The organism is Streptomyces sp. NPDC047841, assembly GCF_040704085.1.
In the GTDB taxonomy this organism is placed as follows: domain Bacteria; phylum Actinomycetota; class Actinomycetes; order Streptomycetales; family Streptomycetaceae; genus Streptomyces; species Streptomyces argyrophylli.
On record NZ_JBEYRP010000002.1, the window covers coordinates 143,396 to 157,101 of the forward strand.

Here is a 13,706-nt window from a genome sequence, read left to right on the forward strand (position 1 = left end):
TTAGCTGTCCCCTGCCCGTCACCAGGGGTCTGCCCTCACTTGAGCACAGTCGACCGAAGCCCCCCCGACCTGGGGTTTCCGTCTCTGTGTACGGGAGAGGGACCGGTACGCGCGTAGTGAGTCCGAGCCCTCGGAAGGACCCCCTCTTGGCCGCCTCGCGCACTGCCTCGACCGCGAATACGAACAACGGCGCCAGCACCGCCCCGCTGCGCATCTCCTTTGCAAAGATCAAGGAGCCCCTCGAGGTTCCGAACCTGCTCGCGCTGCAGACCGAGAGCTTTGACTGGCTGCTCGGCAACACCGCCTGGCAGACTCGGGTCGAGGAGGCCCTTGAGAACGGTCAGGACGTCCCCACCAAGTCCGGTCTGGAGGAGATCTTCGAGGAGATCTCCCCGATCGAGGACTTCTCCGGGTCGATGTCGCTGACGTTCCGGGACCACCGCTTCGAGCCGCCCAAGAACTCGATCGACGAGTGCAAGGAGCGCGACTTCACGTACGCCGCCCCGCTCTTCGTCACCGCCGAGTTCACCAACAACGAGACCGGCGAGATCAAGTCCCAGACCGTCTTCATGGGCGACTTCCCGCTCATGACGAACAAGGGCACTTTCGTCATCAACGGCACCGAACGTGTCGTGGTGTCGCAGCTGGTCCGTTCCCCCGGTGTCTACTTCGACTCCAGCATCGACAAGACGTCCGACAAGGACATCTTCTCCGCCAAGATCATCCCGTCCCGGGGTGCCTGGCTGGAGATGGAGATCGACAAGCGCGACATGGTCGGTGTCCGCATCGACCGCAAGCGCAAGCAGTCGGTCACCGTGCTGCTGAAGGCGCTCGGCTGGACGACCGAGCAGATCCTTGAGGAGTTCGGCGACTACGAGTCGATGCGCGCCACCCTGGAGAAGGACCACACCCAGGGCCAGGACGACGCGCTGCTCGACATCTACCGCAAGCTGCGCCCGGGCGAGCCCCCCACGCGTGAGGCCGCGCAGACGCTGCTGGAGAACCTCTACTTCAACCCCAAGCGCTACGACCTCGCCAAGGTCGGCCGCTACAAGGTCAACAAGAAGCTGGGTACGGACACCCCGCTGGACGCGGGCATCCTGACCGTCGAGGACATCATCGCGACGATCAAGTACCTGGTGAAGCTGCACGCCGGCGAGACCGAGACCACCGGTGACACCGGCGAGACGGTCGTCGTCGAGACCGACGACATCGACCACTTCGGCAACCGTCGTCTGCGCAGCGTCGGCGAGCTCATCCAGAACCAGGTCCGTACGGGTCTGGCGCGTATGGAGCGTGTCGTCCGCGAGCGGATGACGACCCAGGACGTCGAGGCGATCACGCCGCAGACCCTGATCAACATCCGGCCGGTCGTCGCCTCCATCAAGGAGTTCTTCGGCACCAGCCAGCTGTCGCAGTTCATGGACCAGAACAACCCGCTGTCGGGTCTCACCCACAAGCGCCGTCTGTCGGCTCTTGGCCCGGGTGGTCTCTCCCGTGAGCGGGCCGGCTTCGAGGTCCGTGACGTGCACCCGTCGCACTACGGTCGTATGTGCCCGATCGAGACGCCCGAAGGTCCGAACATCGGTCTGATCGGCTCGCTCGCCTCCTACGGCCGGGTCAACGCGTTCGGCTTCGTCGAGACCCCGTACCGCAAGGTCATCGACGGCCAGGTCACCGACGAGGTCGACTACCTGACCGCCGACGAGGAGGACCGCTTCGTCATCGCGCAGGCCAACGCGCCGCTGACGAACGACCTCCGGTTCGAGGAGAGCCGCGTGCTCGTCCGCCGTCGTGGCGGCGAGGTCGACTACGTCGGCCCCGAGGACGTGGACTACATGGACGTCTCGCCGCGCCAGATGGTGTCGGTCGCGACCGCCATGATCCCCTTCCTCGAGCACGACGACGCCAACCGTGCCCTCATGGGCGCGAACATGATGCGCCAGGCCGTTCCGCTGATTAAGTCGGAGGCCCCGCTCGTCGGCACCGGCATGGAGTACCGCTCCGCCGTCGACGCCGGCGACGTCGTCAAGGCCGAGAAGGCCGGTGTGGTCCAGGAGGTCTCCGCGGACTACATCACCACGGCCAACGACGACGGCACGTACATCACGTACCGCCTGGCCAAGTTCGCCCGTTCCAACCAGGGCACCTCGGTCAACCAGAAGGTCATCGTCAACGAGGGCGACCGTGTCGTCGAGGGCCAGGTCCTCGCCGACGGCCCGGCCACCCAGAACGGCGAGATGGCCCTCGGCAAGAACCTGCTCGTGGCGTTCATGCCGTGGGAGGGTCACAACTACGAGGACGCGATCATCCTGTCGCAGCGCCTCGTGCAGGACGACGTCCTCTCCTCGATCCACATCGAGGAGCACGAGGTCGACGCCCGTGACACCAAGCTCGGCCCCGAGGAGATCACCCGGGACATCCCGAACGTCTCCGAGGAGGTCCTCGCCGACCTCGACGAGCGCGGCATCATCCGCATCGGCGCCGAGGTCATCGCCGGTGACATCCTCGTCGGCAAGGTCACCCCGAAGGGTGAGACCGAGCTGACGCCGGAGGAGCGCCTGCTGCGCGCGATCTTCGGTGAGAAGGCCCGTGAGGTCCGTGACACCTCGCTGAAGGTGCCGCACGGCGAGACCGGCAAGGTCATCGGTGTGCGCGTCTTCGACCGCGAGGAGGGCGACGAGCTGCCGCCGGGCGTGAACCAGCTGGTCCGCGTCTACGTCGCGCAGAAGCGCAAGATCACCGACGGTGACAAGCTCGCCGGCCGGCACGGCAACAAGGGTGTCATCTCCAAGATCCTGCCGATCGAGGACATGCCGTTCCTGGAGGACGGAACCCCGGTCGACATCATCCTCAACCCGCTGGGTGTGCCGTCCCGAATGAACCCGGGACAGGTCCTGGAGATCCACCTCGGCTGGCTCGCCAGCCGCGGCTGGGACGTCTCCGGCCTCGCGGAGGAGTGGGCCCAGCGCCTGCAGGTCATCGGCGCCGACCAGGTCGCCCCCGGCACCAACGTCGCGACCCCGGTCTTCGACGGTGCCCGTGAGGACGAGCTGGCGGGTCTGCTGCAGCACACCATCCCGAACCGGGACGGCGAGCGCATGGTGCTCCCGACCGGTAAGGCGCGGCTGTTCGACGGCCGTAGCGGTGAGCCGTTCCCGGACCCGATCTCGGTCGGCTACATGTACATCCTGAAGCTGCACCACCTGGTCGACGACAAGCTGCACGCCCGTTCGACCGGTCCGTACTCGATGATCACCCAGCAGCCGCTGGGTGGTAAGGCCCAGTTCGGTGGCCAGCGGTTCGGCGAGATGGAGGTGTGGGCCCTCGAGGCCTACGGCGCCGCGTACGCCCTCCAGGAGCTGCTGACCATCAAGTCCGACGACGTCACCGGCCGCGTGAAGGTCTACGAGGCCATCGTCAAGGGCGAGAACATCCCCGAGCCCGGCATCCCCGAGTCCTTCAAGGTGCTCATCAAGGAGATGCAGTCGCTCTGCCTGAACGTGGAGGTGCTGTCCAGCGACGGTATGTCCATCGAGATGCGCGACACCGACGAGGACGTCTTCCGCGCTGCGGAGGAGCTCGGTATCGACCTGTCCCGGCGCGAGCCGAGCAGCGTCGAAGAGGTCTGACGGGAGTCCGGTAGGGGCCTCGCCACCGTGTGAGGCCCCCGCCGACCCCCAGGCCCCCGTTTCAGACCACAGACTTACAACCCTGAGAGGGATTGACGCATAGTGCTCGACGTCAACTTCTTCGACGAGCTCCGGATCGGCCTGGCCACCGCTGACGACATCCGTCAGTGGAGCCACGGCGAGGTCAAGAAGCCCGAGACCATCAACTACCGCACCCTCAAGCCCGAGAAGGACGGACTCTTCTGCGAGAAGATTTTCGGTCCGACCCGGGACTGGGAGTGCTACTGCGGCAAGTACAAGCGCGTCCGCTTCAAGGGCATCATCTGCGAGCGCTGCGGCGTCGAGGTCACGCGCGCCAAGGTGCGCCGTGAGCGGATGGGCCACATCGAGCTGGCCGCCCCCGTCACGCACATCTGGTACTTCAAGGGTGTCCCCTCGCGCCTCGGCTACCTGCTGGACCTGGCGCCGAAGGACCTCGAGAAGGTCATCTACTTCGCCGCGTACATGATCACGTACGTCGACGAGGAGCGCCGTACCCGCGACCTGCCCTCCCTGGAGGCGCACGTCTCGGTCGAGCGTCAGCAGATCGAGAACCGCCGGGACGCCGACCTGGAGGCCCGCGCCAAGAAGCTCGAGTCCGACCTGGCCGAGCTGGAGGCCGAGGGCGCCAAGGCCGACGTGCGCCGCAAGGTGCGCGAGGGTGCCGAGCGTGAGATGAAGCAGCTGCGCGACCGCGCGCAGCGCGAGATCGACCGCCTCGACGAGGTGTGGAACCGGTTCAAGAACCTCAAGGTCCAGGACCTGGAGGGCGACGAGCTGCTCTACCGCGAGCTGCGCGACCGCTTCGGCACCTACTTCGACGGCTCGATGGGCGCCGCGGCGCTGCAGAAGCGCCTGGAGTCCTTCGACCTGGAGGAAGAGGCCGAGAGGCTCCGCGAGATCATCCGCACCGGCAAGGGCCAGAAGAAGACCCGTGCCCTGAAGCGGCTGAAGGTCGTCTCCGCGTTCCTGCAGACCTCCAACAGCCCCAAGGGCATGGTCCTGGACTGCGTCCCGGTCATCCCGCCGGACCTGCGTCCGATGGTGCAGCTGGACGGTGGCCGCTTCGCGACCTCCGACCTGAACGACCTGTACCGCCGTGTCATCAACCGCAACAACCGCCTGAAGCGCCTTCTCGACCTCGGTGCCCCCGAGATCATCGTGAACAACGAGAAGCGCATGCTCCAGGAGGCCGTCGACGCGCTCTTCGACAACGGCCGTCGCGGCCGCCCGGTCACGGGCCCCGGCAACCGTCCGCTGAAGTCGCTGTCCGACATGCTCAAGGGCAAGCAGGGCCGCTTCCGTCAGAACCTGCTCGGCAAGCGAGTCGACTACTCGGCGCGTTCCGTCATCGTCGTCGGCCCGCAGCTGAAGCTGCACCAGTGCGGTCTGCCCAAGGCCATGGCGCTGGAGCTGTTCAAGCCGTTCGTGATGAAGCGCCTGGTGGACCTGAACCACGCGCAGAACATCAAGAGCGCCAAGCGCATGGTGGAGCGCGGCCGCACCGTCGTGTACGACGTCCTCGAAGAGGTCATCGCCGAGCACCCGGTGCTGCTGAACCGTGCTCCCACCCTGCACCGCCTCGGCATCCAGGCCTTCGAGCCGCAGCTGGTCGAGGGCAAGGCCATCCAGATCCACCCGCTCGTCTGCACCGCGTTCAACGCGGACTTCGACGGTGACCAGATGGCCGTGCACCTGCCGCTGTCCGCGGAGGCGCAGGCCGAGGCCCGCATCCTGATGCTGTCCTCGAACAACATCCTCAAGCCGGCCGACGGACGTCCGGTGACGATGCCGACCCAGGACATGGTCCTCGGTCTGTTCTTCCTCACCACCGACGGCGAGCTGCGTGACACCAAGGGCGAGGGCCGCGCGTTCGGTTCCACGGCCGAGGCGATCATGGCGTTCGACGCCGGTGAGCTTGCGCTGCAGTCGCCGATCGACATCCGCTTCCCGGTGGGCACCATCCCGCCGCGCGGCTGGACCCCGCCGGCGCGCGAGGAGGGCGAGCCGGAGTGGCAGCAGGGTGACAGCTTCCGCCTGCGCACCACCCTGGGCCGCGCGCTCTTCAACGAGCTGCTGCCCGAGGACTACCCGTTCGTCGACTACTCGGTGGGCAAGAAGCAGCTCTCCGAGATCGTCAACGACCTGGCCGAGCGCTACCCGAAGGTCATCGTGGCGGCGACGCTCGACAACCTGAAGGCGGCCGGCTTCTACTGGGCGACCCGTTCCGGTGTCACCGTGGCCATCTCCGACGTCGTCGTTCCCGAGGCGAAGAAGGAGATCGTCCGCGGTTACGAGGCGCAGGACGAGAAGGTCCAGAAGCAGTACGAGCGCGGTCTGATCACCAAGGAAGAGCGCACGCAGGAGCTCATCGCGATCTGGACCAAGGCGACCAACGAGGTCGCCGAGGCGATGAACGAGAACTTCCCCAAGACCAACCCCATCTTCATGATGGTTGACTCGGGTGCCCGAGGAAACATGATGCAGATGCGGCAGATCGCCGGTATGCGTGGTCTGGTGTCGAACGCGAAGAACGAGACCATCCCGCGTCCGATCAAGGCCTCGTTCCGTGAGGGTCTGTCCGTGCTGGAGTACTTCATCTCCACGCACGGTGCCCGTAAGGGTCTGGCGGACACCGCCCTGCGTACCGCCGACTCGGGTTACCTCACCCGTCGTCTGGTCGACGTCTCGCAGGACGTCATCATCCGCGAGGAGGACTGCGGCACCGACCGCGGCCTGCGGCTGCGGATCGCCGACCGTGGCGCCGACGGCGTGCTGCGCAAGGCGGACGACGTCGAGACGTCCGTGTACGCGCGCTGCCTCGCCGAGGACATCGTGGTCGACGGCCAGGTGCTGGCCCCGGCCGGCACCGACCTGGGCGACGTCCTCATCGAGGAGCTCGTCGGCCGTGGCGTCGAGGAGGTCAAGACCCGCTCGGTCCTGACCTGCGAGTCCGCCGTCGGTACCTGCGCGATGTGCTACGGCCGCTCGCTGGCCACCGGCAAGCTGGTCGACATCGGTGAGGCGGTCGGCATCATCGCCGCCCAGTCCATCGGTGAGCCCGGTACCCAGCTGACGATGCGTACCTTCCACACCGGTGGTGTGGCCGGTGACGACATCACGCAGGGTCTGCCGCGTGTCGTCGAGCTCTTCGAGGCCCGTACCCCGAAGGGTGTCGCCCCGATCTCCGAGGCCTCCGGCCGCGTCCGGATCGAGGAGACCGAGAAGACCAAGAAGATCGTCGTCACCCCGGACGACGGCAGCGACGAGACGGCGTACCCGATCTCGAAGCGCGCCAAGGTCCTAGTCCGCGAGGGCGACCACGTCGAGGTGGGCCAGCAGCTCACCGTGGGTGCCACCAACCCGCACGACGTGCTGCGCATCCTGGGTCAGCGTGCCGTCCAGGTCCACCTGGTCGGCGAGGTCCAGAAGGTGTACAACTCGCAGGGTGTGTCGATCCACGACAAGCACATCGAGATCATCATCCGGCAGATGCTCCGCCGCGTGACGATCATCGAGTCCGGCGACGCCGAGCTGCTGCCCGGCGAGCTGGTCGAGCGCTCCCGCTTCGAGCAGGAGAACCGCCGTGTGGTCCAGGAGGGCGGTCACCCGGCCTCCGGTCGTCCGCAGCTGATGGGTATCACCAAGGCCTCGCTGGCGACCGAGTCCTGGCTGTCGGCGGCGTCCTTCCAGGAGACGACGCGAGTCCTCACCGACGCGGCGATCAACGCCAAGTCGGACTCGCTGATCGGCCTCAAGGAGAACGTCATCATCGGTAAGCTCATCCCGGCCGGTACGGGTCTGTCCCGCTACCGCAACATCCGGGTCGAGCCGACCGAGGAGGCCAAGGCCGCGATGTACTCGGCCGTCGGCTACGACGACATCGACTACTCGCCGTTCGGCACGGGCTCCGGCCAGGCCGTACCGCTGGAGGACTACGACTACGGTCCGTACAACCAGTAAGCGAGCAGCTTGAACTGAAGGGCGGTCACCTTGCGGGGTGGCCGCCCTTCGGCGTGTGCGGGCAGGATGTCCCGCACGGTCAAGTAGGCGGCCCGGATCTTCTTCGGCTTGACGGCCGCCCTGGTGGTGCCCCGGGGCTGGGCTGGCAGCGCACGCGGCCCGGCCCGGCGGCCGTCGTGGTGCGTGTCTGGAGCGTTTACACCGTCTTCCCCTACATGGATCGCCTGCGGCCCTGGATCACGCTCTCCGCCGCCGTTCTGGCGGCTCTGGGGGTGATGCTCCGGCAGCGCTCCGGGGATCCATGGCGTTCGGGATTCCCGGACATGCGGTTGGGGACGTCCGGGACGCTTGCCCCGCCGAGGCGGCTCGGTACGGCCGCTCTCGCGGCGGCGCTGCCCCTGTCCGGCTGGACTTGCCGGCGAAAGGACGTTCTCCCTCCTTAGAGGGCTTCTCTCGCCTTTCTCGCAGCCGGCCAGCCAGAACCGGCCGCCCTGGTCCTGGCGGCGAACACGATCTGGACGTCGTCGCCCGGGGGAACGCCTGGAAGGCGGTCCTGCGGTTCGGGGATCCGGAGGTGCCGCCTTCCGGGGTCCAGGGGATTCCCTTCTCGCCGCTGCGCGAGTCCTGACCTGGAAGGAGCGGCTGGGGAGGCAGAAGGATCAAGAAGACGTCAAGCTGATCCGTGACTACCTGGCGCACACCGCCGATCGAACCCCGGCCTTGTCAAGGGCTGGCGTGTCGAAGCCCACCCCATTTGTTTTGACCGCAGCGAATGAGGTAGGTACGCTCAGACCTTGTGCCTGGGGTGTGCCCTGGCTCCTGTGCGTGCCTGCAAACCGCATGGCGAGCTGTCAGCGGCCACCGTAATCTGCGCCCTTCCCGCCTTGCGGTGGGAGTCTGGCGGATTCGACACACCCGACCGCGTGGGTCGGCGACGTTCCAGGTTAGCTGTACCCATCGGCACACAGAAACCGGAGAAGTAGTGCCTACGATCCAGCAGCTGGTCCGCAAGGGCCGGCAGGACAAGGTCGAGAAGAACAAGACGCCCGCACTCGAGGGTTCCCCTCAGCGTCGTGGCGTCTGCACGCGCGTGTTCACGACCACCCCGAAGAAGCCGAACTCGGCCCTCCGCAAGGTCGCGCGTGTGCGTCTGACCAGCGGCATCGAGGTCACCGCTTACATTCCGGGTGAGGGACACAACCTGCAGGAGCACTCCATCGTGCTCGTGCGCGGCGGCCGTGTGAAGGACCTGCCGGGTGTTCGCTACAAGATCATCCGCGGCTCGCTCGACACCCAGGGTGTCAAGAACCGCAAGCAGGCTCGCAGCCGTTACGGCGCCAAGAAGGAGAAGTAAGAATGCCTCGTAAGGGCCCCGCCCCGAAGCGCCCGGTCATCATCGACCCGGTCTACGGCTCTCCTCTGGTGACCTCCCTGATCAACAAGGTGCTGCTGAACGGCAAGCGCTCCACCGCCGAGCGCATCGTCTACGGCGCCATGGAGGGCCTGCGCGAGAAGACCGGCAACGACCCGGTCATCACGCTCAAGCGCGCTCTTGAGAACATCAAGCCGACCCTCGAGGTCAAGTCCCGCCGTGTCGGTGGCGCCACCTACCAGGTTCCGGTCGAGGTCAAGCCCGGCCGTGCCAACACCCTGGCGCTGCGCTGGCTGGTCGGTTACTCCCGCGCCCGTCGCGAGAAGACCATGACCGAGCGTCTCCTCAACGAGCTTCTCGATGCCTCCAACGGCCTCGGTGCGGCCGTGAAGAAGCGCGAGGACACCCACAAGATGGCCGAGTCCAACAAGGCCTTCGCGCACTACCGCTGGTAGTCGCTACCCACATCGAGACCGAGAGAAGACTGAAGCCGTATGGCTACCACTTCACTTGACCTGGCCAGGGTCCGAAACATCGGGATCATGGCCCACATCGACGCGGGCAAGACGACCACCACCGAGCGGATCCTGTTCTACACCGGTGTGTCTTACAAGATCGGTGAGGTCCACGACGGCGCTGCCACCATGGACTGGATGGAGCAGGAGCAGGAGCGTGGCATCACGATCACCTCTGCTGCCACCACCTGTCACTGGTCGCTGGAGGACGTCGACCACACCATCAACATCATCGACACGCCGGGTCACGTCGACTTCACCGTCGAGGTGGAGCGTTCCCTGCGCGTGCTCGACGGTGCTGTGACGGTGTTCGACGGCGTCGCCGGCGTGGAGCCCCAGTCCGAGACGGTGTGGCGTCAGGCGGACCGCTACGGCGTTCCGCGTATCTGCTTCGTCAACAAGCTCGACCGCACCGGTGCCGAGTTCCACCGCTGTGTCGACATGATCTCCGACCGTCTGGGCGCGCAGCCGCTGGTCATGCAGCTGCCGATCGGTGCCGAGGCGGACTTCAAGGGCGTCGTCGACCTGGTGAAGATGAAGGCCCTGGTCTGGTCGGCCGAGGCGACCAAGGGCGAGATGTACGACACCGTCGACATCCCCGCCACGCACACCGAGGCCGCCGAGGAGTGGCGCGGCAAGCTGGTCGAGGCCGTCGCCGAGAACGACGAAGAGATCATGGAGCTGTACCTGGAGGGCGAGGAGCCCACCGAGGAGCAGCTGTACGCCGCGATCCGTCGTATCACCATCGCGTCCGGCAAGGGCACCGGCACCACCGTCACCCCGGTGTTCTGCGGTACCGCGTTCAAGAACAAGGGCGTCCAGCCCCTGCTCGACGCGGTCGTGCGCTACCTGCCGTCCCCGGTCGACATCGAGGCCATCGAGGGCCACGACGTCAAGGACCCGGAGACGGTCATCAAGCGCAAGCCGTCCGACGACGAGCCGCTGTCCGCGCTGGCGTTCAAGATCATGAGCGACCCGCACCTGGGCAAGCTCACCTTCGTCCGCGTGTACTCCGGCCGCCTGGAGTCCGGCACCTCCGTGCTGAACTCCGTCAAGGGCAAGAAGGAGCGCATCGGCAAGATCTACCGCATGCACGCCAACAAGCGTGAGGAGATCGAGTCGGTGGGCGCCGGCGACATCGTCGCCGTCATGGGCCTGAAGCAGACCACCACCGGTGAGACGCTGTCCGACGACAAGCAGCCGGTGATCCTGGAGTCCATGGACTTCCCGGCGCCGGTCATCCAGGTCGCCATCGAGCCCAAGTCGAAGGGCGACCAGGAGAAGCTGGGCGTCGCGATCCAGCGCCTGGCCGAGGAGGACCCGTCCTTCCAGGTCCACTCGGACGAGGAGACCGGCCAGACCATCATCGGCGGTATGGGCGAGCTGCACCTCGAGGTGCTCGTCGACCGTATGCGCCGTGAGTTCAAGGTCGAGGCCAACGTCGGCAAGCCGCAGGTCGCGTACCGCGAGACCATCCGCAAGGCGGTCGAGAAGGTCGAGTACACCCACAAGAAGCAGACGGGTGGTACCGGTCAGTTCGCCCGCGTCATCATCGCGATCGAGCCGATCGAGAGCGGCGACGCCTCGTACGAGTTCGTCAACAAGGTGACCGGTGGCCGCGTGCCGAAGGAGTACATTCCTTCGGTCGACGCCGGTGCGCAGGAGGCCATGCAGTTCGGCATCCTCGCCGGTTACGAGATGACCGGTGTCCGCGTCACGCTGCTCGACGGTGCCTACCACGAGGTGGACTCCTCCGAGCTGGCGTTCAAGATCGCCGGTTCGCAGGCCTTCAAGGAGGCCGCGCGCAAGGCCAGCCCTGTGCTCCTTGAGCCGATGATGGCCGTCGAGGTCACCACGCCCGAGGACTACATGGGTGAGGTCATCGGCGACATCAACTCCCGCCGTGGCCAGATCCAGGCCATGGAGGAGCGGGCTGGTGCCCGCGTCGTGAAGGGCCTCGTGCCCCTGTCGGAGATGTTCGGCTACGTCGGCGACCTCCGCAGCAAGACGTCGGGTCGCGCAAGCTACTCGATGCAGTTCGACTCCTACGCCGAGGTTCCGCGGAACGTCGCCGAGGAGATCATCGCGAAGGCCAAGGGCGAGTAACGCACCGCGTTCACACGCCGTAGGCTTGACTCCGGAGCCTCCAGGGGCAAACGTCCGCAATCGTGAGCGTTTGCCCCGGGTTCCGGGCCTTTACAGCAAAGATCACCTGGCGCCGATGAAGTAAGGCGTACAGAACCACTCCACAGGAGGACCCCAGTGGCGAAGGCGAAGTTCGAGCGGACTAAGCCGCACGTCAACATCGGCACCATCGGTCACATCGACCACGGTAAGACGACCCTCACGGCCGCCATTACCAAGGTGCTGCACGACGCGTACCCGGACCTGAACGAGGCCACCCCGTTCGACAACATCGACAAGGCTCCTGAGGAGCGTCAGCGCGGTATCACCATCTCCATCGCGCACGTCGAGTACCAGACCGAGGCGCGTCACTACGCCCACGTCGACTGCCCGGGTCACGCGGACTACATCAAGAACATGATCACCGGTGCCGCGCAGATGGACGGCGCGATCCTGGTGGTCGCCGCGACCGACGGCCCGATGCCGCAGACCAAGGAGCACGTGCTCCTGGCCCGCCAGGTCGGCGTTCCGTACATCGTCGTCGCCCTGAACAAGGCCGACATGGTGGACGACGAGGAGATCCTGGAGCTCGTCGAGCTCGAGGTCCGTGAGCTCCTCTCCGAGTACGAGTTCCCCGGCGACGACGTTCCGGTCGTCAAGGTCTCCGCGCTCAAGGCCCTCGAGGGCGAGCAGGAGTGGGTGGACTCCGTCCTCAACCTGATGAAGGCCGTCGACGAGTCGATCCCGCAGCCGGAGCGCGACGTCGACAAGCCGTTCCTCATGCCGATCGAGGACGTCTTCACGATCACCGGTCGCGGTACGGTCGTCACCGGCCGTATCGAGCGTGGTGTCCTGAAGGTCAACGAGACCGTCGACATCATCGGCATCAAGACCGAGAAGACCACCACCACGGTCACCGGCATCGAGATGTTCCGCAAGCTGCTCGACGAGGGCCAGGCCGGTGAGAACGTCGGTCTGCTCCTCCGTGGCATCAAGCGCGAGGACGTCGAGCGCGGCCAGGTCATCATCAAGCCGGGCTCGGTCACCCCGCACACCGAGTTCGAGGCGCAGGCCTACATCCTCTCCAAGGACGAGGGTGGCCGCCACACGCCGTTCTTCAACAACTACCGTCCGCAGTTCTACTTCCGCACGACGGACGTGACCGGCGTGGTGACCCTCCCCGAGGGCACCGAGATGGTCATGCCGGGTGACAACACCGAGATGAAGGTGGAGCTCATCCAGCCCGTCGCCATGGAAGAGGGCCTGAAGTTCGCCATCCGTGAGGGTGGCCGCACCGTGGGCGCCGGCCAGGTCACCAAGATCGTCAAGTAAGTCCGCTTGCTTGAGGCTTGACGGCCTGAGGGCCAGTACCTGACCCGAAGGTCTCGACCTGCGAGAGGCCCGTACGACTCCGGTCGTACGGGCCTCTTCGCGTGTCCGGCTCTTACGGCGGCCGGTGCGGTGTCAACGGCTGCCACTACTTCCCGCTGCCGGCTACGGAAGCCGTCCCGCGCCCCTGGCCGCTTCATGCCCCCGGTCTCAAAGGGTCGCTGGAGCCGTCGCGGACCCTGGGCGGTGAGGGCGTCGCCGTGGAGACAGAGGGCCCGCGGGGGCTGGTCGGTGGAGCGCACGGCCTGCCGGTCACCTGGGACCACGCCACGAGGCCCGGCACCGGGGACGGCGCACGGGTGTCCGCGCCGCTGAAGGCGCTGCGCCCCGGGCGGGACGCGAAGACCGTGGTGAACGGGATCCAGCCGCCGGTCGACTCCTCGAACGCCATCACCGGGCAGCCGGCCCGCACCCTGACGGTGTCGGTGCGCGACCCGGGGATCAGGGGCGCAGCGCAGGACGATCGGCCTCCCGCCGGGCGGCAACCTGCTCCGGGCGAACAACCCGGTGCTGGAAGACGGCTTCCTGCTCGCGGGCGCGGCCCGCTGACGGCTCCGAAACTATTCGGCGCGTACGACCCGTTCCCCCCGCCCCCGCCTCCCCTCACTATTTGTCATGCCGGTGAGCAAATAGACGCGGGAGCGGCTGGAGGGGTGAGGTATGTCGTCTGCG

Annotated in this window: 6 protein-coding genes; all 6 read left to right on the plus strand. The window is 66.6% G+C overall.

Annotated elements, in window-relative coordinates; all coding sequences use genetic code 11:
- The first annotated feature begins 146 nt into the window (after window positions 1–146).
- The 6 genes from rpoB to tuf all read left to right on the plus strand — a co-directional run bounded on the left by rpoB (window position 147) and on the right by tuf (window position 12,977).
- Entirely contained in the window at window positions 147–3,632 is a 3,486-nt protein-coding gene (gene rpoB / locus AB0947_RS03235) for a DNA-directed RNA polymerase subunit beta (protein WP_366748556.1), read from the plus strand.
- 102 nt (window positions 3,633–3,734) lie between these two features.
- Window positions 3,735–7,634, plus strand: coding sequence for a DNA-directed RNA polymerase subunit beta' (locus tag AB0947_RS03240; RefSeq protein ID WP_171153693.1), 3,900 nt, complete (start codon window positions 3,735–3,737; stop codon window positions 7,632–7,634).
- Window positions 7,635–8,616: 982 nt separating this feature from the next.
- Window positions 8,617–8,988 carry a 30S ribosomal protein S12 gene (gene rpsL, locus AB0947_RS03245; protein WP_003948652.1) on the plus strand — a complete coding sequence of 124 codons (372 nt, stop codon included), beginning with the start codon at window positions 8,617–8,619 and terminating at the stop codon, window positions 8,986–8,988.
- A 2-nt stretch (window positions 8,989–8,990) separates the two neighbouring features.
- Window positions 8,991–9,461 (plus strand): 30S ribosomal protein S7, encoded by a 471-nt coding sequence (rpsG, locus tag AB0947_RS03250; protein ID WP_003998848.1) that lies wholly within the window; start codon window positions 8,991–8,993, stop codon window positions 9,459–9,461.
- A gap of 39 nt (window positions 9,462–9,500) precedes the next feature.
- Window positions 9,501–11,627: an elongation factor G gene (gene fusA, locus AB0947_RS03255; protein WP_366748557.1), complete on the plus strand. Its 2,127-nt coding sequence runs from the start codon at window positions 9,501–9,503 to the stop codon at window positions 11,625–11,627.
- Between the two features lie 156 nt (window positions 11,628–11,783).
- Entirely contained in the window at window positions 11,784–12,977 is a 1,194-nt protein-coding gene (tuf, locus tag AB0947_RS03260; protein WP_014674366.1) for an elongation factor Tu, read from the plus strand.
- The last annotated feature ends 729 nt before the right edge of the window (window positions 12,978–13,706 follow it).